Source organism: Pseudomaricurvus hydrocarbonicus, assembly GCF_011602365.1.
Lineage (GTDB): Bacteria > Pseudomonadota > Gammaproteobacteria > Pseudomonadales > Cellvibrionaceae > Pseudomaricurvus > Pseudomaricurvus hydrocarbonicus.
Genome location: NZ_JAAONZ010000017.1, coordinates 132,058 through 154,424 on the forward strand (window position 1 = coordinate 132,058; position 22,367 = coordinate 154,424).

At 56.3% G+C, this 22,367-nt stretch carries 19 protein-coding genes; 4 read left to right on the top strand and 15 right to left on the bottom strand.

Features of this window, described 5'->3' with window-relative positions; genetic code table 11:
- Positions 1–161: 161 nt before the first annotated feature.
- On the top strand, positions 162–806 hold the full coding sequence (gene coq7, locus G8770_RS18490) for a 2-polyprenyl-3-methyl-6-methoxy-1,4-benzoquinone monooxygenase (RefSeq protein WP_167190409.1): 645 nt from the start codon (positions 162–164) through the stop codon (positions 804–806).
- Positions 807–835: 29 nt separating this feature from the next.
- Here coq7 and G8770_RS18495 read toward each other — a convergent pair whose 3' ends face one another.
- Positions 836–1,981, bottom strand: a complete 1,146-nt coding sequence (locus tag G8770_RS18495; RefSeq protein WP_167190412.1) for an alpha-hydroxy acid oxidase — start codon at positions 1,979–1,981, stop codon at positions 836–838.
- Between the two features lie 96 nt (positions 1,982–2,077).
- Between G8770_RS18495 and G8770_RS18500 the strand changes: the two genes are divergently transcribed.
- Complete coding sequence (locus G8770_RS18500) at positions 2,078–2,593, top strand: RDD family protein (protein WP_167190415.1); 516 nt, start codon at positions 2,078–2,080, stop codon at positions 2,591–2,593.
- 192 nt (positions 2,594–2,785) lie between these two features.
- On the opposite strand, the gene G8770_RS18505 is transcribed toward G8770_RS18500, so the two are convergent.
- The 9 genes from G8770_RS18505 to G8770_RS18545 all read right to left on the bottom strand — a co-directional run bounded on the left by G8770_RS18505 (position 2,786) and on the right by G8770_RS18545 (position 11,666).
- The gene (locus G8770_RS18505) at positions 2,786–3,781 is read right to left on the bottom strand and encodes an amidohydrolase family protein (protein ID WP_167190417.1); all 996 of its coding nucleotides are present in this window, start codon (positions 3,779–3,781) and stop codon (positions 2,786–2,788) included.
- A 35-nt stretch (positions 3,782–3,816) separates the two neighbouring features.
- Complete coding sequence (locus G8770_RS18510) at positions 3,817–4,353, bottom strand: 3-hydroxyanthranilate 3,4-dioxygenase (protein ID WP_167190420.1); 537 nt, start codon at positions 4,351–4,353, stop codon at positions 3,817–3,819.
- Positions 4,350–4,865 (bottom strand): RidA family protein, encoded by a 516-nt coding sequence (locus tag G8770_RS18515; RefSeq protein ID WP_243760561.1) that lies wholly within the window; start codon positions 4,863–4,865, stop codon positions 4,350–4,352. Before G8770_RS18515 ends, G8770_RS18510 begins: the two co-directional genes overlap by 4 nt.
- Before the next feature lie 18 nt (positions 4,866–4,883).
- On the bottom strand, positions 4,884–5,678 hold the full coding sequence (locus G8770_RS18520; RefSeq protein WP_208022361.1) for a fumarylacetoacetate hydrolase family protein: 795 nt from the start codon (positions 5,676–5,678) through the stop codon (positions 4,884–4,886).
- Positions 5,675–6,745, bottom strand: coding sequence for a 4-hydroxy-2-oxovalerate aldolase (gene dmpG / locus G8770_RS18525; protein ID WP_167190422.1), 1,071 nt, complete (start codon positions 6,743–6,745; stop codon positions 5,675–5,677). Before dmpG ends, G8770_RS18520 begins: the two co-directional genes overlap by 4 nt.
- Positions 6,746–6,755: 10 nt before the next feature.
- Complete coding sequence (locus G8770_RS18530) at positions 6,756–7,718, bottom strand: acetaldehyde dehydrogenase (acetylating) (protein WP_279537182.1); 963 nt, start codon at positions 7,716–7,718, stop codon at positions 6,756–6,758.
- The gene (gene mhpD / locus G8770_RS18535) at positions 7,718–8,512 is read right to left on the bottom strand and encodes a 2-keto-4-pentenoate hydratase (RefSeq protein ID WP_167190425.1); all 795 of its coding nucleotides are present in this window, start codon (positions 8,510–8,512) and stop codon (positions 7,718–7,720) included. Before mhpD ends, G8770_RS18530 begins: the two co-directional genes overlap by 1 nt.
- A 24-nt stretch (positions 8,513–8,536) precedes the next feature.
- A complete protein-coding gene (locus tag G8770_RS18540) occupies positions 8,537–10,015 on the bottom strand; it encodes a 2-hydroxymuconic semialdehyde dehydrogenase (protein ID WP_167190428.1) in 1,479 nt (492 codons plus the stop codon).
- Positions 10,016–10,193: 178 nt separating this feature from the next.
- Positions 10,194–11,666: an alginate export family protein gene (locus tag G8770_RS18545; protein WP_167190431.1), complete on the bottom strand. Its 1,473-nt coding sequence runs from the start codon at positions 11,664–11,666 to the stop codon at positions 10,194–10,196.
- Positions 11,667–11,852: 186 nt separating this feature from the next.
- On the opposite strand from G8770_RS18545, the gene G8770_RS18550 reads away from it, so the two are divergent.
- On the top strand, positions 11,853–12,791 hold the full coding sequence (locus G8770_RS18550) for a LysR substrate-binding domain-containing protein (RefSeq protein ID WP_167190434.1): 939 nt from the start codon (positions 11,853–11,855) through the stop codon (positions 12,789–12,791).
- Positions 12,792–12,888: 97 nt separating this feature from the next.
- Here the strand turns inward: G8770_RS18550 and G8770_RS18555 are convergent, their stop codons facing one another.
- The 5 genes from G8770_RS18555 to G8770_RS18575 form a co-directional block, all read right to left on the bottom strand.
- The gene (locus G8770_RS18555) at positions 12,889–15,105 is read right to left on the bottom strand and encodes a TonB-dependent receptor (protein WP_167190437.1); all 2,217 of its coding nucleotides are present in this window, start codon (positions 15,103–15,105) and stop codon (positions 12,889–12,891) included.
- A 260-nt stretch (positions 15,106–15,365) separates the two neighbouring features.
- Positions 15,366–16,730 (bottom strand): sodium-dependent transporter, encoded by a 1,365-nt coding sequence (locus G8770_RS18560; RefSeq protein ID WP_167190440.1) that lies wholly within the window; start codon positions 16,728–16,730, stop codon positions 15,366–15,368.
- A gap of 125 nt (positions 16,731–16,855) precedes the next feature.
- On the bottom strand, positions 16,856–18,109 hold the full coding sequence (kynU, locus tag G8770_RS18565; RefSeq protein WP_167190443.1) for a kynureninase: 1,254 nt from the start codon (positions 18,107–18,109) through the stop codon (positions 16,856–16,858).
- 261 nt (positions 18,110–18,370) lie between these two features.
- The gene (locus G8770_RS18570) at positions 18,371–20,164 is read right to left on the bottom strand and encodes an LVIVD repeat-containing protein (protein WP_167190446.1); all 1,794 of its coding nucleotides are present in this window, start codon (positions 20,162–20,164) and stop codon (positions 18,371–18,373) included.
- 451 nt (positions 20,165–20,615) lie between these two features.
- Positions 20,616–21,041, bottom strand: a complete 426-nt coding sequence (locus tag G8770_RS18575; RefSeq protein WP_167190476.1) for an OsmC family protein — start codon at positions 21,039–21,041, stop codon at positions 20,616–20,618.
- 513 nt (positions 21,042–21,554) lie between these two features.
- On the opposite strand from G8770_RS18575, the gene crp reads away from it, so the two are divergent.
- Complete coding sequence (crp, locus tag G8770_RS18580; RefSeq protein ID WP_167190449.1) at positions 21,555–22,190, top strand: cAMP-activated global transcriptional regulator CRP; 636 nt, start codon at positions 21,555–21,557, stop codon at positions 22,188–22,190.
- The last annotated feature ends 177 nt before the right edge of the window (positions 22,191–22,367 follow it).

Sequence of the window (22,367 nt, forward strand, 5' to 3'; positions counted from 1 at the left end):
TTCATTCCTTGTCTTATTCCGGTTCTGGCGTCAGTTTACCCCTTAACCGCTGAATTTCGCAGCCCGTCGTTTCTCTCTGAGCCAGTCGTGAAAATTATGTCTTTCCCCCACGATCCATTACAATGAAAGGCATTGCTTTCCGAGGTTGCAGGGTATCCGCTATGTCCTTTCGTCACTTATCAGTCACTGACCAGTTGCTCAGCCAAATGGATAAGGCCCTGCGCACCCTCGCACCGGGAAAAGTCTGCCATCAGCGCCCCTCTCCGGCCCAGTCCGTTAACGAGGCCGACATGACCGACGCCGAGCGCAAGCACGCCGCCGGCCTGATGCGCGTCAACCACTCCGGCGAAGTTTGCGCCCAGGCTCTTTACCAGGGGCAGGCCCTGACCGCCAAACTACCCAGGGTTCGCCAGGAAATGGAACACGCCGCGGAGGAGGAAATCGATCATCTGGCCTGGTGTCAGGAGCGCCTCGAAAACCTTGGCAGCCACACCTCGGTGTTGAACCCGCTGTGGTATGGCATGTCGTTTGGTATTGGCGCCGCCGCCGGGCTGGTGAGCGACAAGGTAAGCCTGGGCTTCGTCGCGGCGACCGAGGATCAAGTGTGCAAACACCTGCAAAGCCACCTGCACGAGCTGCCGGTGCAGGATGAGCGCAGCCGCGCCGTGGTTGAGGTGATGCTGGAAGATGAGGCCAAACACAGCCACGCGGCGTTGCAAGCGGGGGGGTATCGCTTTCCCGCGCCGGTGAAAGGTGTGATGAGCCTGATGTCCAAAGCCATGACCAAGAGCAGCTACAAAGTTTAACGTCGGGTGCCGGCGGCCCCGTCGCGGCGCTAGCGAAACCGCAAATTGCTGCGCGACAATTGATCAACGCTGGTGCACCCCATCAGGCGCATGTCCCGCTCAATCTCATCGCGCATCAACCCCAAAGCCCGCTCGACCCCGGCCTGCCCGGCCGCCGCCAGCGGGAACAGATAAAACCGTCCGCCGCCCACCGCTTTCGCCCCCAGGGACAGGGCTTTTAACACGTGCGTGCCGCGCTGAATGCCGCTGTCCATAATCACATCAATTTTATCCCCCACCGCATCCACAATCTCCGCCAACTGGTCAAACGAGGAGCGCGAACCGTCCAACTGACGCCCGCCATGATTCGAAATCACAATCCCCGTACAGCCGATATCCACCGCCTTCTTCGCGTCCGCCACCGACATAATCCCTTTCACACAAAACTGCCCGTCCCAGCGCCGCACCATGTCTTCCACATCGCTCCAGTTAATGGCGGGATCCAGCATCTCGGTAAAGTATTTGCCGATCGACATGGCGCCACCGCTCATGTCCACGAAGTCGTCGAGTTGTGGCAGTTCAAATTTTTTGTGGGTGACGTAATTAATGCCCCACAGGGGTTTGATCAAAAATTGAAACATGCCGTTTAACGTCAGGTTAAACGGAATTGAAAAGCCCGTGCGCAGGTCGCGCTCGCGATTACCTCCGGTACTGCTGTCGACCGTCAACATCATCACTTCCACCCCCGCCGTTTTGGCGCGCTCCATCATGGAGTGATTTAAGCCCCGGTCTTTATGAAAGTAAAATTGATACACCTGAGGGGTGCGAAACTGCTGACGAACCGCTTCCAGGCTGACGGTGCCCAGGGACGACACCCCAAACAAGGTGCCAAATTTCTCAGCCGCCGCGCCCACCGCCAGCTCACCGTCATGATGAAACAAACGTTGCAAGGCGGTCGGCGAGCAATAGATGGGTATCGCCAGCGTCTGCCCCATCACCGTCACCGACATGTCGATTTCTTTAACCCCTTGCAACACATTGGGCACCAGATCACAGCGCTCGAAAGCCTCCGTGTTGTGGCGATAGGTCACCTCGTCATCCGCGCCGCCATCAATGTAGTTGAAAACCGGCGAGGGAAGCCGTCGCTGGGCCAGTTTGCGAAAATCGTGAAAGTTGTGGCAATCTGTTAAACGCATGGGGGAGCATCTCTGTTTGCTGTCTAGGCCAGGCAGACTTAAGATTTCTCTCAGCGCCAGCGGTTGGGACCACTGACCAGGACAGGAGAAATGAACATGAGCAGCCATAGCCCAGAGACTAACACATCGCCACGCAATCCCGGCACCCCCTCTTTATCCACTATTGACACCTCTCACGCTCAACATGACCGCAGCAATCCGCCACAGTACGCCGGCTTCTGGATCCGCACCGCCGCGGCCCTGATCGACAGCTTAATCATCCTGGCGGTGACCATGCCGCTATTAACCCTGGTGTATGGCCGCGAATACTGGCTGGGTGATCTCGCCATCCAGGGGACCTGGGATGTTTTATTCAACTACCTACTCCCGGCCCTGGCGGTGATTCTTTTCTGGATTTACCGATCGGCAACCCCGGGAAAGATGCTGCTTAAGTTGACCATCGTCGATGCCGCAACCGGAGGCAAGCCCCGAACCGGCCAATGGGTGGGGCGATATTTTGCCTATTACCTCTCCATCCTGCCGCTGATGCTGGGTTTCATTTGGGTTGCGTTTGACGCTCGCAAGCAGGGCTTTCACGACAAGTTGGCGGGGACGGTGGTGATTCGAAAATAAGTGGCCAGTCAGCCCAGGCTGCCCTCTCTTGCTGTGCAATTCACCTTGGTCGAGTGGCGAAACGTAGGTGGTAAAAAATCGCCGCTGTGTAGAAACAGCGGCGCCACAGTCAAAAAATGTGCAGAGAACATCCCCTATTGATGACTGTGCAAAACGGTGTGATGAATGAAAGGGTATGACCGCTAAGCCGGGTTACGACAAGGCGAAAAAATCCAGTGCGTTCAACCCCAGAATTTTCTGTTTGCGCTCGGCCGAAAAGGTCGCGTGTCCACGCACCAGTTTGCCCACCTGTTGTTCGCCCAACGGAAATGGCGAGTCGGAACCCAGCAGCACCCGCTCCTCCCCCATGACGTTCACCAACAACTCCAGCGAATCTTCACTGAATACAGCCGAATCCACATAAAAGCGATCGGTATAGTGAGACGGCGGATGAGGACAGTCTTCACGCACAATGTCGCGGTGCTGCCAGGCGTTTTCCACCCGCCCCAGGGTGAACGCAAAACTGCCGCCACCGTGAGCAAAGCACAGCTTCAACTCCTTGGGAATACGCTCAAACGCCCCCGACAAAATCAGTGACAAAATCGACAGCTGCGTCTCGGCCGGCATAGCCACCAGCCACTGCAACATGTACTTCGGCATACGCTCATGACCGAGCATGTCCCAGGGGTGAACCAGAACCGGCATCCGTTCACTGGCACAGTGTTGCAAAAAAGTGACCAGACCTTCATCGTCCAGATTCTTTAAACCCACGTGATTACCAATCTGCACCCCAACGTGCCCCTGGGCTTTGGAGCGGCTCACTTCAGTACAGGCCGCGTCAATATCTTGCAGCGGCACCTGACACAAGGCTTTTAGTCGTTGCGGCCGATGACTGCACATGTCCAGTGCCAGATCGTTAAAAATGGCCGCCGCCTCGGCCGCGTGCCTGACCGGGCGGTCGTAACCAAACAGCACCGGGGTGGCGCACATGATTTGGATATCGACCCCGTCGCGATCCATTTCTTCCAAACGCAACACCGGATTCCACAGGGCTTCGTACACCGGGCGAAAAGCTTTTTCCCCCACCATCAACATGCCGCGCCCGGCCTCGGTGTGTTTCAACCACGGCCAGTCCGGGGTGCCAAAACGCTCGGCCAGATCCGGCCAGCGCTCAGGCACAAAATGGGTATGCATATCCACTACAGTCATAATCTACTTCTCAAATTTCGTTCAGCACACAGCCGTTAAGCCGGGTGAATTTCACCGCAATTACCACAGGTGCGCAGCTTGTCGTCGGCCTTGAAGGTTTTAAACAGCGGCGCCAGATCGGTGGCAATGTTCTGCAATTGCACCTCGGCGCGATGCACCAGGTGATTACAGGACTGGCAGTACCATTCAAACGCATCCAGCTCACCTTCTGCCCGTTTGGGTTCAATCACCAGACAAATGCTGCCCTCTTCCGGACGCTGCGGGGAATGACGCACATGGGGTGGCAATAAAAAAATGTCCCCTTCTTGCAGGTGCAATTCTTGCGGGCCGGATTCGGTCATAATGCGCAGAAACGCATTGCCCTTCATTTGGTAAAAAAATTCTTCCACCGGATCGTCATGGTAGTCATAACGCTGGTTAGGTCCCCCCACCACCGTGACCATTAAATCCGCATCTTCCCAGATCAATTTGTTGTTCACCGGGGGCTTTAACAGATGCTCGTGTTCGGCAATCCACTGCTGAAAATTAAACGCGCTCAGCTTGCTGATATTTTTCACTAGGGGTGTGGTCATGAGGTTAGTCCGCCTTTTTCGGCAAGGGGTCGGTAGGCCACCGCTTTAATTTCGATCAATAAATGTGGGTGGGGTAACTGGTGCACCGCCACGGTGGTGCGCGCCGGTCCGGCTTCATCAAAAAATTCACCGTACACCTGATTGTAGCCACCAAAATCATTCATATTGACCAAAAACGTACTGATTTCCACCACATCGGAGAGGTCAGCGCCGGCCTCGTTGAGGATGTCACCAATATTTTCAATGACGGCCCGGGTCTGCTCCGTAATGCTCAGTTTGGTGGTGCCCATCGCGTCCACCTCGACCCCCACAAAACTGTTGTCCGCTCGGCGTGAGCTGGTGCCAGACACAAATATAAAATCGCCGGCGCGCCGGTAATGAGGAAAGCGGCCTCGGGGCCTGGCTTTACCCTGGATAACCTGGGCTTCGTTCATCTTAATAGTCATGTTGTTATCGGCGTCGCTGCTGTCTGCACTCGCCTGAGCCTCTGCGGGCCTGGATTCAATCATCATGCTCTCTCCTTAGCCATTTTATGGGTGTATCAATTCACTGACGGCAAACTCAGCCACACCCAACTTTTCGGTGTTGACTCGAACATGCACGCCCGGCCGAAGGGCTTCTGCCGCCGTCGCCGCGCCTGCCAGCACCACACTGCCTTCCGGCAAGACAGCGCCAGCCTCACCCGCCATACGCGCTGCCGCTACCAGAGAGCGGTAGGGATTGCCCAGAATGGCGGCACTGGAACCTATCTGCACCGGCACCCCATCAAATTCCAGCACCATGCCCAGATTGGCAATATCAACACTGGCTTGCTGCCAGGCGCCGATGGTAAAAGCCGACGAGGAACAGTTATCGGCAATCACATCCTGCAGGGAAAACTTAAAATTGTTGTAGCGTGAGTCAATCACTTCGAGCGCCGGAGCCACCGCCTCTACCGCGCTCATGGCTTGCGCCAGATTAATCACACCGCTCAACGGCTTGTTCAACAGAAAGGCAATTTCCGGCTCCACTCGCGGGTGAATGAAACGGGACAGGTCCAGCTCACCGCCGTCTTCAATGGCCATGCCGCTGGTGAGTGGTCCCCAGATCATGTCATCGACGCCCATTTGAATCATCTTCGCACGGCTGGTAAATCCCATCTTTATTCCCAGAGTTTGTTCACCACGCTCATAACGCCGGGCCAGCGACAGCGCTTGCACCTCATAGGCCTGTGCCACCGACAGGTCAAACCCCTGGGCCGACAACTGCTCAATGGCACTGGCCCGATGGGCGGCGGTGTCGACCATCACCGCTAGCGCGGTTAACTGCTGACTGGATAAGTTCACCTTGATACCTCCGACGTGTTGCTTGCGGCGGACAGGGTGTCCACCGGTTGTTGTTTTTTCTGCAGCAGGTCCAGAGCCACATCCACAATCATATCTTCCTGTCCCCCCACCATCGCCCGCGCCCCCAGCTCCACCAAAATCTCACGCGTGTCCAGGCCATAAGTCGCGGCCGCGGTTTCCGCGTGACGCAAAAAACTGGAATAGACTCCGGCATAACCCAGCGACAAGGTTTCGCGATCGACCTGCACCGGACGATCCTGCAGTGGCCGCACCAGATCATCCGCCGCATCCATCAACGTGTACAAGTCACTGCCGTGTTTAAGGCCCATGCGATCAGCGGCAGCGATAAAGACTTCCAGCGGGGCATTGCCAGCCCCGGCGCCCATCCCCGCCAGCGAGGCATCAATACGACGTGCGCCATGCTCGGCTGCGATCAGGGAGTTGGCCACACCCAGCGATAAATTGTGATGGGCGTGAATGCCAATTTCGGTTTCCGGTTTTAACGAGTGCCGCAGCGCGGACACCCGTGCAGCGACATCGTTCATATTCATGGCCCCGCCGGAGTCCACCACATACACACACTGGGCACCGTAAGACTCCATCAGCAGGGCTTGCTCAGCCAGCCCTTGCGGACTGTTCATGTGTGACATCATCAGAAAGCCAACGGTGTCCATCCCCAACTCACGAGCGTACTCAATGTGTTGACGGGAAATATCCCCTTCGGTGCAATGGGTGGCTACCCGCACCGAGCGCACACCCGCAGCGTAAGCCCATTGCAAATCTTCTTTGACGGCAATGCCCGGCAGGATCAGCGTGGTTAACACCGTGCTATCAAGGACATCCGCCACCGCTTCGATCCACGCTTTATCCGTGTGTGCGCCAAAGCCATAATTAAAACTGGAACCGCCCAAACCATCACCGTGTGCCACTTCCAAGGCATCGACCCCCGCCGCTTCCAGCGCTCGTGCAATGGCCTGTACCTGATCAAGACTGTACTGGTGACGGATAGCGTGCATACCGTCGCGCAAGGTGACGTCCTGAATGTAAAGTGGTTTCAATTCGTTCATCATTTTTTCCTCAAGCCGTCAGCCGTTGAAACTTTTTCAGCGCAATGCGCTCAGCCGTACCGAGCGCGGCCGAGGTCATTATGTCGAGATTGCCTGCGTAGGCCGGCAGGTAGTGTGCAGCGCCTTCAACCTCCAGAAAAATGGAAGATTTCAGTCCGGAAAAATTTCCGTAACCCGGGATGTGTAACGGTGTCTCCGGCGAAAAGTGTTCGAACTGAACTTTTTGCTTTAACCGATAACCCGGCACATAGCTTTGAACGTCTTTCGCCATCCGCTCCACCGACGCCTGAATTTTTTCCTCGGCGACGGACTCGCTCAACACCAGCACCGTATCGCGCATGATCATGGGCGGCTCGGCCGGGTTTAGAATAATGATCGCCTTGCCCCGCGCAGCGCCGCCCACCTGCTCAATGGCCCGGGCCGTGGTCTGGGTGAACTCATCAATGTTGGCACGAGTGCCCGGTCCGGCAGAGCGCGATGCGACTGAGGCAATGATTTCGGCGTAGTGCACCTTGGCCACCCGACTGACGGCGGCTACCATCGGAATGGTCGCCTGGCCTCCGCAGGTAACCATATTCACATTGCCCTGCTCCAGGTGTTCCTCCACATTCACCACCGGCACCGTATAGGGACCAATTGCTGCCGGAGTCAGATCGACGACCACTTTGCCGTGTTGTTGCAATTCGTTGTTGTGGTGTTGATGGGCACTGGCTGAAGTGGCATCAAACACAATTTTGATGTCCGTAAATTCAGCCATCGACAGCAAGCCACGCAGACCATGATGGGTGGTGGCGACCCCCAGGCGCTGCGCCCGGGCCAGACCGTCCGATGCCGGATCAATGCCCACCATCACCGCTATCTCTAACACTGTGGACGTGCGCAAGATTTTCATCATCAGGTCGGTGCCAATATTGCCCGAGCCAATGATGGCCACTTTGATTTTTTCCACTGGCATTTTTTGCTGTGCTGACATCAGTACGCCTCCGCCGCAAAACCGACCCGCACCGACCCCAGGCCGGAAATTCGCGCCTCGACACGATCCCCCGGCGCCACCTGCACCATGGGCCCCAGTGCGCCGGTCAGAATAGTGTCGCCCGCTTTCAGTGGCGTGCCCTGTTCGACAAAAGTTCGCGCCAGCCACACCGCCGCATTCAACGGGTTACCCAGACACGCCTGACCTGCACCCACCGAAATCTGTTCACCGCGACGCTCCATCACCATGCCACACAAACGCAAGTCCACCTCCGTCAGTTTTTTCGGCGAGCTGCCCAACACGTACAAACCGGATGAGGCATTGTCGGCAATGGTATCAACGATGTTGATGTCCCATTTGTGAATACGACTGCCGACAATTTCGATGGCTGGCAGTAGATAAGCGGTGGCGCGGATCACGTCCGCGACGGTTGGCTGAGACATATCCAAATCGCGCTCCAGCACCAGTGCGACTTCGGCTTCCACTTTCGGCTGCATCACCTCATGGATCGCCACGTCGGCGCCGTCGCTCACAAACATGTCCGCAAACAACACCCCAAAGTCCGGCTGGTTCACGCCCAGCTGGGTTTGCACGCTGGTGGACGTCAGCCCCGCTTTACAACCCACCACGCGGCGCCCCTGTTCGACCCAGTGTTGCGTATTGACCCGCTGAACGGCGTAAGCCGTTTGCAGGCACATCGCAGGTAAGATGTCGCGCACTGGCTCACAGGGCCGGCCACGGGTATGAGCCTGGCGAATCCGTTCTGCCGCCTCTAGAATAATTTCGTTTGTCATAATGAATAACCTGAATATTAACGACTACAGCTTGATGCAAATGTTGGTCGGCTCTGAATAAAAATTCAGCGAGTGCACGCCACCTTCGCGACCAACACCGGATAACTTCACACCGCCAAACGGTGTGCGCAGATCGCGCAGGTACCAGGTATTGACCCAGGCAATACCCACCTCCAGCTGCTGGGCCACGCGGTGAGCTCGCGGCAAGTTCGTCGTCCACACCGTCGCCGCCAAACCGTAGTGACTGTCGTTGGCCATGGCGACTGCTTGCGCTTCGGTATCAAAAGGCGTGATATGACAGACGGGCCCGAACACTTCTTCTTTAACGATGCGCGCGTGCTCTGGCAAACCGGTAAAAATGGTGGGCTCAACAAACGCACCGTTATCGCGAGCGTCACCGAACACCGGCACCCCGCCGCCGGTGACCACGGTCGCGCCCTCCGCTTTGGCCGATGCAAAATAGGAAACGACCTTGTCGCGGTGTTTGTGAGAAATCAGCGGACCCATGTCGGTATTTTCATCCAGTGGCCAACCGATGTTGATGGCTTGCGCCTTGGCCTTTAAGGCCGCGACAAACTTGTCAAAGATGGGGCGCTGCACATAGAGTCGCTCGGTACACAGACACACCTGGCCGCCATTGGTAAACACCGAGCGCGCCGTACCGTTTACCGCTTCGTCAAAATCACAGTCATCAAAAATGATGCCGGCGTTTTTACCGCCCAGCTCAAACGACAAGGCTTTCACACCATCGGCGGCTGCGCGCATGATCGCCGAACCGGTCTTGGACTCACCGGTAAAGGTCACCGCGTCCACCCCCGGATGCGTGGTTAAGAACTCGCCGGCGGAGTTCGGTCCAAAACCGTGCACCAGATTGAACACGCCTGCCGGCACTCCCGCCGCATGCATCACTTCGGCCAACAGCGTGGCCGTGGCCGGCGTTTCCTCTGAAGGCTTGGCGATCACGGTGTTACCCGCGGCCAGTGCCGGCGCCAGTTTCCAGGTCAGCAACAACAGCGGCAGGTTCCAGGGGGCAATGACGGCCACCACCCCCAGCGGTTTATTGACCGCATAGTTCAGCGCACCGCGGCCATCGTCGGTGGGGGTTTGAAAACATTCACTGGATTGCGACTTGATCATATCCGCAAAAATTCGAAAGTTGGCCGCACCGCGCGGAATGTCGATGCTGCGCGCCTGATGAAACGACTTACCGGTATCCGCCATTTCCGCGGCGACAAATTCCTCAAAACGCGCCTCAATCCCGTCGGCCACCCGATGCAGCAATTGACAGCGGACCGCCGGGGCCATCTGCCCCCAGTCACCGTGCAATGCCCGTCGAGCCGCCTTAACGGCGGCATCCACGGTGGCGGCATCCGCTTCCGCCACCCGATTAATTTCTGAACCATCCACCGGATTGATGTTCGCAAACAGCCTGTTGCTGGCCACAAACTCACCCGCCACATAATTCCTGAGGACACCACCTGCGTGAGGGACTTTCTCGTACATCGGCTTCTACCTGTTCCCGTTAAAAGCGAATGACGCCACTGGGTTCGCTGCAAGGCTGCAGGAACCTCAGGGTGACATCATGTTGGTTCTGAGGGGCACTGTACGCCAGCCAAGCATAATGGAAAAATAACCATTTATGGATCAGCTATATTGTTTTTAATATAGCTATGCGCAACCCCTAAAATCGCCAGCGGGTCTCAAGATAAATCAGCGACAAGGGTCTGGCCTGCGCCCCAAAAGCCTCGCCAGGCCAGAATTGCGCCAGATTGAGCTCCAGCTTTAAACCGCGAATGCGCCGGTAACTGAACACCAGATCCAGCTCTTCCCCCAGCGCCCGGTCAAGGCCGTTGGGGGCACCCTTGAGACCGTAGCCATAAAAGCGGGTGTCGGCCTGCGCCTGCCGGTAACGGTGATACAGCACTTCCAGTGACACCCCCTCGGCGGGAGTGAACCGCAGCCCCAGCGTCGACAGTCCGATGTTGCTCAGCTCCGGCTTGGTCAGCTCCCCGTAATACTTGAGTTTTGTGCCGCCCTCGCCAATCCAGCCATTGTTCAACTGCAGTCCGGTTTGACGAAAGCGACGATTCACACCGTCGTCACTGTCGCGATCATGACCACTGGCGTAGGCATAACCGGCGATGGCACTGATCGCCGGCGACCAGCGCCAGATCCCTCCCACATCAATCCCGTACCCGCGCAGCGATTGCGACCCCGATTCCCCGCGAGCCAACATCAATTCCAGCCAGTGATCCCAGGAAGATGACAGACGCCCGGAACTGCGCACCCCCAAGAGCACCGGGCTGTCATTGTCGGCAGTGTGACTTTCGCGGGCCAAGACATAGGCGCTGGCCTGGCGGGCGTCATGGCGGAGCTGAAGTTCCACAAAACCGTAGCTGGTGTCATCGTCGCCCTGCGCCAGTAAATTTTCTTTCCAGACGCCCTGACGTCCGGCGAAGGCCCGCGCCTGCCAATCCCCGTGGGCGGATGACCACCGATGTTCAGCGTGCAGCCCGTCCACACTCTGATGAAACAAAAACCCCCGCGAGTCCTCGTAGTAATAGCGGCCCAGTGACAAGCGGGGCTCACCGCCGGCATCGAGCCAGGACAGATAGGCGCTCTCGAAACCTAATTGCGAGGCGCGATCCGGCCGGTCCACCACGTACAGTTTCTGCCATTTGAGCGAGACCAGGCCGCTGACCCGAGCAAACGGTTTGGCGGCCACGGCCAATTTCAACTCCTGCCCCAGCCACTGTTCCCCGGCCTGCCCCGCCGACGCCGGCCGGGTGCCGATCAGACTCACGTGCTCACCGCCCCAGCTCCAGGAAGCGTTCAACAGGTGCGGCGCATCCCAGGGCGTGTTGAAAGGAAGCGCAGCCGCATTGAGGCTCGGGTTGGCCGAGGGATGGGCCGCAAGGGGGACCGCATTACTGATCCCCCCCGGCGGCGACTCAACCGCAACCCCGGCCAACGCCTGCTCTACAGACTCTTGCTTCACAGACCCGGGCTCCACCGGTATTGGTTGCAGTGACTGCCGCTGGGTCTGTGGCTGGCGATCCTGGCGCGGCGGCTCCAGGTCACTGGCCGCCAGTGCGCGGTCAGCCGGAAAACACATCATCAGCATCGCAACTCTAGCCGCTAACCCCGCTGCCATTGACCTTCCTCCCCAAGCACAAAAGACCAGAGAGTAGGAGATGCCCGCGGCGGGTAGAAATAATGAATCCTCCGCAAGCTATAACAATTCAATGATAGCAAGGAAGACTGATATGCAATTTACCATGACGCCTCACCCTGGGATGTGGTATTTTCAAGCGGCTCGATTCAAACAGCGGAAGCGACCATGACCCCCGACAAATTTGAACGCACCCTCATTGCCCGGCTTAAATTCAAACACCTCAAACTGCTGGTCACCGTGAACGAACAGCGCAACATTTTCAAAGCCGCGCAAATACTCAACATGGCGCAACCCGCCGCCACCAAAACCATTCGCGATCTGGAAAACGATCTGGAAGTCGAACTGTTTGAGCGCTCGTCCCGTGGCGTGACGCCCACGCTTTACGGTGACATCGTCATCAAACACGCCAAGCTGATTTTGTCGCAGGTGAAACACGCCAGCGAAGAGCTGGCGTCGCTAAAAGGGGGGCTGGCCGGCCGCGTGACTGTCGGTACGCTGCTGGCGGCCAGCGCCACGCTGCTGCCCAGTGCCATTGCCAAACTGAAAAACGAGCGGCCGAACGTGTCCATCAATTTGGTGGAGGGCACCATTGATACCTTACTGGGTGGTTTGCGCATCGGTGACATCGATATGGTCGTAGGGCGACTGCCCAAAGCGCTGCAGAACGAAGGCATCGCCAGTGAAGTTCTGTATTACGAACCCGTCGTGCTGGTGGCCCGCAAAAATCATCCGCTGGCCGGCAAAGCCCATTTTCCCCTCACCGAACTGATGGATTACGAATGGATTTTGCCACCGCAAACCACTAACCTGCGCCAGGAAATTAATGCCGCCTTGACCGCAGCGGGACTGGAATCACCGGCACGGGCCGTGGAATCGGTCTCCATACTGGCCAATCGGACGCTGCTGGAGGAGACCGACATGGTGGCCGCCCTGCCCGCCCAGGTGGTGCTCGCCTATGAGCGCTCTGGTGACCTCATTCAATTACCCGTGGACCTCGGCATTCAGCCCGGCCCCATCGGTGTCAGTCTGCGTGAAGGTCGCGAACTGTCACCGGCCGCCAACTACCTGTTGGAAAAATTGCGCGATGTGGCCAACAGCATGTAACCCCCAACTACCGTTAAAACTCTTTCTTGTTTTAAAAAAAAAGCACCGCTGGGCGGTGCTTTTCGGCAGTTCAATAACTCGAGTGCTACAGAGCCGTTTAAAAATGCCAGCTGCCGGTCACCCCCCAGGTACGTGGCGCCTGATAGCCGGCAAACACGGTACCAAAAATTTCAGAGACTGAAGCCACATTCAATTCATCCGTGATGTTCTTGCCCCACACTTTCAACTCCCAATCACCGTCAGCACTGAAAAAACCCACGCTCGCATCCAGCGAATACTGGTCATCCACCCGGGTTAACGGGTTGTTGTCGTTGTCAAAGAAGAACTCATCCTGCCAGCGATAATCCAGACGAACATTGGCAGATCCCAGGTCCAACACGTCCCACTCATACACCGCCGAAAGGTTGTAGGTGTTTTCCGGCGAACGCTGGGTGCGGTTGCCATTGAGGTTTTCACCGTCGATGTCCAGATCAGAGACAAACTCGGAATCCAGGTAGCCGTAACTGCCGGACAGGGTTAACCCCGCCATCGGCAGGTATACAAACTCCACTTCCAGTCCAGAAGCTTCAGCGTCCGCATTGGCAATCTGATAGCTTGGCGGAGCAGACCCCTGACGCACCAGTTGCTGAATTTGCTGGTCGTCGTAAAATGCCATAAAGGCCGCGACATTCAACTGCAAACGACGCTCCAGCCACTGTGACTTCAAGCCCAACTCAAAGTTATCGGCAAATTCTTCATCAAACCCGTCTTGCACATCGGCCGGGGACAAGGACGCCTCGCCATTCCAGCCGCCGCTTTTATAGCCCTCGGCGTAACTGGCATACACCAGCACATCTTCCGCCGGACGGAAGTTCAAGGTGACCATTTTGGTGACGGCTCCGAAGTTGTCGTCAGCACTGGCCTGGTTCGTTTGTTCGGTGCCTGGATTTTGCCAGGGGTCCTGGAACGGTTCACCGTTGAGGGGCGTTCCCCAGTGAGACGCAGTGAACTCTTTGTCATCGCGACTCCAGCGCAAACCCGCGGTCAAGCTCCAGCGGTCATTGAAATCATAGGTTGCCTGTCCAAACACGGCGGTACTGTCGGTGGTGCTGTGGGTCGAATTAAAATCCTGCCCCTCAAACACGAAGTACCAGTCCGGAAAATAGAAAATATAATCGGCATTTTCACGTCGGCTGACGTTTTCGTGCAGATAGTAGGCACCCACCACCCAGCTCAGATTATCGCCACTGGCCGACAAACGAAACTCCTGCGAAAACTGCTCGCTCTCTTCGTTCTTGTTTTGGATGTACAGATCGTCCGGGTTTTCAAATTCACTGTTACCGAAGTCGTAAAACGTCCCGGCGGAGTTCTCTAAAAACTCTGACTCATTTTCACGGTAGGCGCTCAACGAGGTGAAGGTCACCGCATCCAGATCCCACTCCACTCGCAAAGTCACACCTTTGGCATCCGCCTGCTCGACGCCATCCACATTGTTGGGGCCTTTGCGCGGATCCGGGTTTTTATAGGGCGCATTCCAGTCAGACACGATACTCATATCCCGCCAGCGAGCGGTAGAATCACTTTTAAACTGGTCCACACCCAACAACACATAAAGAGCGTCGGTTGGCTGCCAGGCGATTTGCGCACGAAAGGATTCGTTATCCAGATCTTCCATGTCGTTCCCGGTGAACGTATTCTCGGCATAGCCATCGCGCAAACGCTTGCTCGCCGACACCCGGGCGGCCACGGTATCGGTGAGGGCGCCATTGACATAACCGCGCACTTCTCGCTGGTTGTAATCCCCCAGCGTACCTTCCACCATGGCCTCAAAATCCTGGTCGGGCTTGGCGGTCACATAACTGATCGCACCACCGACCACGTTTTTCCCATACAGTGTGCCCTGCGGCCCGCGCAAGATTTCGACACGATCCAGGTCGAACAGATCGGAAGTGGCCCCGGCCCCACGAGACATGTAAACCTCGTCGACAAACACGCCGATCGCTCCGGCAGCACCGGCGCTTTCAATGTCGGTGCCAATACCGCGCATAAAGATATCCGGCTCCGACGCACTGAACATATTGATCTGGAAGCCCGGCACCCGACCGCCCATATCATCAATACTTTGAATGCCTTTTTGGCGCATACTTTCGGCCCCCATGGCCGACACCGCCATGGGAATGTCTTGTAAAGATTCTTCCCGTTTGCGCGCAGTCACCACCACTTCTTCAATGGCATAACCGCTCGACTGTGCCCATACAGGAGCCTGTACCCCCGTAATTGCCAGAGCAACACCCAAAGTTAATGGCTGCATGCGCCATGAAAATTTTACGCTCATTATTGTCTCCTCCCCACTCAGTAGGGCTTTATTATCTGGCTCTACAACCACCGCCTCGCAACCGGATCGGCGCTCATAGAAACTGCTTTAGTGTGAACAGAAGTAAACTACTGTTAAGTCCACCTTACGGCAGCCTGACATACAGGAAAAATAGAATTTTGAGCCTCTGCTATCGCAAATTCATATAGCAAAAACCGTCACCCAAAACGCAAAAAATCCCCAGCCACGACAGCTGGAGATTGGCAAACACACCCTCACCGTCAAGCAGAAACCAGCGACAAAAATACCGCCGCCAACCCCACCGGCGCCACATAACGCACCAGGCTTCGCCAGACTTTATAACTGAGTGTCTCACCGTCCAATTCCGACGCGGTGATGCTGCGCGGCAACACCCAGCCGACAAATATCGCCACAAAAATACTGCACAGGGGCATCACCAGCGTAGACGTCAAATAGTCAAACACATCAAAGAAAGTTTTGCCTTCAAACAGGGACAACATCCCCAGCGGATGGACATCCGACAGCACATTGAACGACAGCACCGACAACAAGCCCAGCAGCCAGCTCATACCGCCAGAGATCAGCGCCGCATTGCGCCGTGAGGTCCCCAGCTTCTCCCGCAGCCAGGCCACGGAACATTCCATCATCGAAATAGCAGACGTCAGTGCGGCAAAAAACAGCAGCAGAAAGAACAAGGCTCCAACGAAGCCGCCACCGGGCATCTGACCAAACGCATAGGGCAATGCCATGAACACCAATCCAGGACCACCGCTGGGGCTCATGCCATAGGCGAAAATAATGGGAAAGATGGCCAGACCGGCCAGCAACGCCACCAAGGTATCGGCACCAATAATACTTAAAGAAGAACGCGGGATGGAGGTTTGACGATCCAGATAGGAGCCGTAGGCCATCAGGTTCGTGATGCCGACGCCGATGGAAAAAAACGCCTGTCCAATCGCTTCCAGCACCACATCGGTATTGACCCGAGAAAAGTCCGGCGTGAATAAAAAAGTCCAGGCGGCGGAAAAGTCTCCGACAATGGCGGCGTACACAACCATGCCCACCAACATCACGAACAACAGTGGCATGAGCACCTTCACGGCGGTTTCAATACCCGCCTTGACCCCGCGGGCCGACACGAATACGGTCAGTAATAAAAAGCCACTGGCCCATAAAAATAATTCACTGGCACTGGCGTTGAGTCCATCGAACGTTGCCTGGATGGCTTGTGCATTCGCATTCGCCAATGCACCCGTCCCCGACTTAAAAACATACGCCAGCGTCCAGCCACCGACGACGGTGTAAAAAGAGAAAATCAACACCGCCGCAACCACACCCACCAGCCCCATCCAGCGCCAGCGTTCAGAACTTCCGGCCTCCCGTGCCACGGCCGCAATGGCATTGGGCGGGCTTAACTGCCCACGGCGTCCAACCAGCAATTCAGCCATCAGGATCGGCAACACCACGCACAGAATGGCGGCAATATAAATAAACACAAACGCCCCACCGCCGTTACTGCCAGCGGCGTAGGGAAAACGCCAGATATTGGCCAGCCCCACCGCGGAGCCAACCGCCGCCATGATGAAGCCCAGCCGGGAAGACCATTGTTCGTGTGCTTGTTGCATAGAAATCTCTTTCAGTTTTTATTCGAGGTGATGCCACTGCGACGTCTTTTTTGAACTCATGATGACGGCAGATGGTTTTGTCCAGACACTTGGAACATGCCCCCGGCATGAAAACGCCGGCGCGCTTACGTCACCGCATGACGACGGTTGTATTCCGGCTGCTGCCAGATATCGTTGTCCATGATGTCGCGCAGAATGTCGACGGCATCATAGACATCGGTGTAGCTGACATACAGGGCCGAGAAGCCCACCCGCAAAATATCCGGTGCGCGAAAATCGCCAATGACTCCGCGGGCAATCATCGCCTGCATGATGGCGTAACCGTGTTCATGGGCAATGGCCACCTGACTGCCACGCTGTGCGGCGTCCAACGGGCTCACGACCCGGAACTGACAGTCTCCGCAGCGCTCCGCCAACAAGCGAATGAACAGATCACCCAGCTGTTGAGATTTCTGTCGCACCAACTGCATGTCGGCGCGAACTGAAATATCCAGCCCTACGGCGGTCATCGCCAGACTGACAATGGGCTGGGTCCCACTGAGCATCTGACTGATGTTGTCGGCCGGCGTGTAGTCACGCTCAAACGCAAAGGGCGCGGCATGCCCCCACCAACCGGTGAGCGGCTGCAGGGCTTTGCCCTGATGACGCTTGGCGGTAAAAATAAACGCCGGACTGCCGGGACCACCGTTGAGGTATTTGTAGGTACAGCCCACCGCAAAATCCACCCGACATGCGTTCAGCTCGACCGGCATGGCACCGGCACTGTGACACAAATCCCAGATCGACAAGGCGCCGCAAGCATGGGTCTTCTCGGTGATGGCCTGCATGTCGAGAATACGGCCGGTTTTGTAATGCACCTGGGTCAGGCACACCACCGCCACGCTGTCGTCAATGACTTCAACAATCTCTTCGCCTTCAGCAAACACAATCTCGTGTTGATCGCCCAACAGTTTGATCAGCCCCTGGGCGGTGTAATTGTCGGTGGGAAAGTTACTCCCCTCCATCACGATCTTTTTACGCTGCGGGTGCGCTTGCTGCTGTGACATCAGAGCGGCCGACAACACTTTAAACAAGTTGATCCCGGTGGAATCCGTCACCACCACTTCACCCGCATCGGCTCCGATCAATGGGGCCAATTGATCCCCCAGTCGCTGTGGCAGAGAAAACCAGTCGTGCAGGTTCCAGCTTTTGATCAGATCCTGGCCCCACTCATTGATTACCGTCTGACGAGCCTGGTCCAGCGCCTTTTTCGGCATCGCACCCAGGGAATTTCCGTTCAGGTAAATGGTGTTCTCTGGCAGGTCGAACTCCTGGCGAACCGCGGCCAGGGCATCGTCCTGATCCAGGCGTTCACAGTCTTGTCGAGTTAGTTGAGTCATAAATATTCCACACATTGATTGAGCCGGGTACACACGGCATTACAGTCTGACTTTACCGGGATGTTACGGCAGCGCCGGGAGGCAGGAAAATAATAATATTCGCACAAGGTATAACAAAAGCCATATACCCAGAGCAGCTGAGACAACAAAAACCATCACACAATCATTTTCCCTCAACGAAAAAACCCGCCTCCAGCAAAGAAGGCGGGCCTGAAAGATCGGCACCCATCAAGGTTACCCACCCGAGACGGGCGTCGCCGATCAGTCCCGCGGCGGCCAGGGCTTGTCCGGCATACCGAAGTTGGGCTCACCCAGAACCGGGCTCGACAGCGCGTAGAAGCCGTGATTGGTGAACAACCAGAACAGGTTGCGATCGTACTCAACGTAGACGCTGTGAGACAGATTACCGCGAGCGTAACTGGCCACCCGCTCGGTGTTAAATGGCGGCACAAAATACGCGACGATTTCCGGGTTTTTCGTGTCGCTGACGTCAAACACCTGCAGGCCGGCGTTGTAAAAGTTGAACGGCAGGATGCCATCACGAGGCGTTCCCGGCTGGGTGTAATAACCGGTACGCTTGGGCCCAAAACTACCCCGGCGCTGGCAGAAATCGCTAAACGCAGCATCCGCCGGCGGTTTTGGCCTTGGCAACACGCCGATTTCAAACGGTTTCTGCGGATTGCTCACATCAATCATGTGAACGTCCTTGTACGGTTCCCAGCAGTCTTCGTTCAGCGGGTAGCCACTGAAATACACAATGCCGGTCTTCTCCACCTGGGAAACATCGATAAAATCCCCTTCGGTCCCGGCGACGCTGGGTTCAAAATTCAGGTGACTGACCACCTTCATGTCGGCCGGATCGGAGATATCCACCACATAAAAGCCCAACCCGCCCATGGCGGCGTAACCGTATTTGCCACCGTCCTCGACCGGCGTCGGGATAAACAGCGACATGCGCGCGCCCATCCAGGAAGTGCGATTGCCCGCGCGCGGATTGGCTTTAAACGCCGCCTCACTGTCCGCATCAAAGGCCACCTGCCCCGGCACGGTCAATTGGTCGAGGAATTTGGGGTTGGACGGATCCGACATGTCCCAGGATTGGTAGCCCGCCGAATACAGATCATTGGGGTATTCCGTCAGCGCGTAGCTGGCGTCCGGTGCCGCCGCCACAAACATCGTATCGCCGCCAAAATAGGCGGGGATATCGCGCACACCGGAGCCCTGCTGCTCCCCAATCGGGGCATCGGGGTGCTGGTAATCGGTGGTGCGTTCGGCCAACAGCTTCCAGTCTTTGGGCAGTGGACCGTTCATTTCATAGACTTTAAAGCCTTTCAGGTGCGGCGCCTTGCGAATGGCTTCCACTTTATCGGGCTGGGTGCGCTTGTTTTTCAGCAGACCAAAGCGGCGCACTTCGTACGCCTGCACCATGATGTACTTGCCCAGCTTTTCATTCCACTGAATCGACGCGGCGCCAAACATTTCATCGTCAGCCATGGGGTTTTGCGCCACCGCATCCGGTCCGTCGGCTCCCCAGGTGTGGCCGCGGGTCAACAACAACTCCACGTCTTTGGGCTGGGTAATATCAAAGATTTTCAGATCCTGGCGGACGTACTGATAGAGATAGCGGCGCCCCTCAAAGTCGACAATGTTCTGCCAGGTGTGGAAGGGCTCTACCGTAATCGGGTAATAGGCCTCAACCGTCATGTTTTTGATGTATTGCTGGGTGTCCCAGTAATCGAGAATGCCGTCAAATGGCTTGGGGTCATGAGAGTCGCGGGTCGCAACGGGGTGAGTAAACGCACCGGTGGCGGGATTCAGGCCGTAGCTTCCTGGCTTGGGGTCCGGCGGCGTCAGGTCAGGGCTCAGGCTGTCCGCCCTGGCCACCCATTTATCCTGAATATTGATGCTCTCCGCGCCATGCCCGCGCCCTTCGGGGTCAGACGCCTGCGGTTCATGCGTGGCCGCACAAGCGCTCAGCGCAATGAAAAACCCTATGGCGGCCGCCAACTTGCCGGCTCTCTGTGGGGCCCGGTGTCCCCATTGCTTTTTCGTCATCTTCATCCTCACTCGTGTTACCTCCAATTCTGGTGACCTTTTTTACGCACAACCTTTTGCGTCGAAGCATGCAACCCTGCCCGCTCTCAAGGAGCAGAGCGCCAAGCACATGCCCCGATTCTAGGAGAGGACGTCATAGCTTAAAAATAATTTAACCCAACACTGTTATAATAAAATACATATAGCCAGCCAGAATTGAATTCTTTCCTCCCACCGCAGCATACAATCATCGATGTGAGCGATAAAACGACCTGCGGTGATCGTCAGTCAGCTCTCAGCGGGAGAACATTCACTGCAAGGGGCGAATAAGAAGGGGGTTCGCTGGAAGGGGTTTGTTGACGGGAAGGTTTGCTTAAAAGGCTTGTGAGTCGAAAGACGCTTTAGATAGCAGCAAGAGGCCGGGGTGGGCGGCCCGGAACAGGCCCCCCAAAGGAGAGAAGAATTCGCCAGCCTAGAGGGCGGCTTCTACAATCTCGTAGCCGTGACTCACCTCAACACCCGCGGCTTCCATCATGATTGAGGCCGAGCAATATTTGGTGGCGGAAAGCTCAACAGCCCGCTTAACCTGAGCTTCCTTCAGCGCCACCCCGGTGACAATGAAGTTCATTTTGATCTTGGTGAACGGCGAGGGCACGCCGTCGGCCCGCTCCGCTTCCAGCTCCACCCGGCAATCCAGCACCTTCTGGCGAGTCTTTTGCAAAATGCTCATGACATCAAACGTGGCGCAACCGCCCATTCCCAGCAACAACATTTCCATGGGACGCACGCCCATGTTTCGACCACCGTGATCCTCGGGGCCATCCATCACAACCGAGTGGCCACTGCCCGACTCGCCAAGAAACATTGCGCCATCTACCCACTTAACTGTTGCCTGCATGAATTTGCCCTCAAACAACGACTGCTTGCCGTTACTGTCATTAACATCGATGACCTCAACCTGGGGAACAGGCCGACGGTCGTAAAAACTCAGATCCGGGCCCGGTGACGCGCGAAACCTTTGCGCCAATGGCTCCGGAACTCTTCAATACCGGTTGTCAAACTCGCCGGCACCTCAGATTTGAGGCGCAAGAATACCACAATCCGCACGCCCGGAAGAGTGGCATATTTTTCATCATTTATTGACCCCCGCCACCCGAGGATAGATAACCCGGTCACAAAGCCAGTGAAGAGCCGTAGGCACCACTGGCCAGTGTTGACGATTATCGACATAATCAGTCCTAATAAATAGAGACCCTTTTATAGATATAGGCGTAAAAAGCCACGACCAGTGATGGTATCTTGTGCTTCAAACCGTTAAGGTTAGTCACACAAAAAGGGTACACAGAACAGCCTTGCAGGGGCTCTGAAAACTCTGCCTCATTCGCCATTGCAAGACAACGAGGAAATAGAATTGGTTGCCGTTTCATTAACTCCCCATATCAGCAATGTGGACGAATTCCTAAGCCATTGCCATCGTCGCCGCTATCCGGCCAAAAGCACGTTGATTTACGCCGGTGACAAGAGTGATTCGCTATACTACATCATCAAAGGCTCTGTAACCGTCATCATTGAAGACGACGAGGGTCGTGAAATGATCGTCGCCTACCTCAACGATGGCGACTTTTTCGGTGAAATGGGCCTGTTTGACGAGCAGGATTCGCGCAGCGCCTGGGTGCGCGCCAAGACCGAATGCGAAGTGGCTGAAATCAGTTACAGCAAGTTCCACGATCTGAGCGTCAAGCACCCGGAGTTTTTGTTTTCACTCGGCACCCAAATGGCCAAGCGTCTGCGCAACACCACCCGTAAAGTCGGCGATCTGGCGTTCCTGGATGTGACCGGTCGCGTGGCCCGCACCCTGCTGGACCTGTGCAAAGAGCCGGATGCCATGACCCACCCGGACGGCATGCAGATCAAGATTACCCGCCAGGAAATCGGTCGTATTGTCGGCTGCTCACGGGAAATGGTGGGGCGGGTACTGAAAACCCTCGAAGATCAGGGCCTGGTGTCGGTGAAAGGCAAAACCATGGTGGTCTACGGCACTCGCTGAAGCACCGCAAAGCGACCCCGCAAACACCCAAAAGCCGGCAATGCCGGCTTTTTTAAGGTTCATCGCGGATTGGCGTGAAAAGGTAGGAGACGACGGTAAAACCGGTTAGTTTTGAGTTCGCCAAAACAACAAACCCAACCGACTTACCGCCGCCTTATGAATGCTAATCTTCTTGCC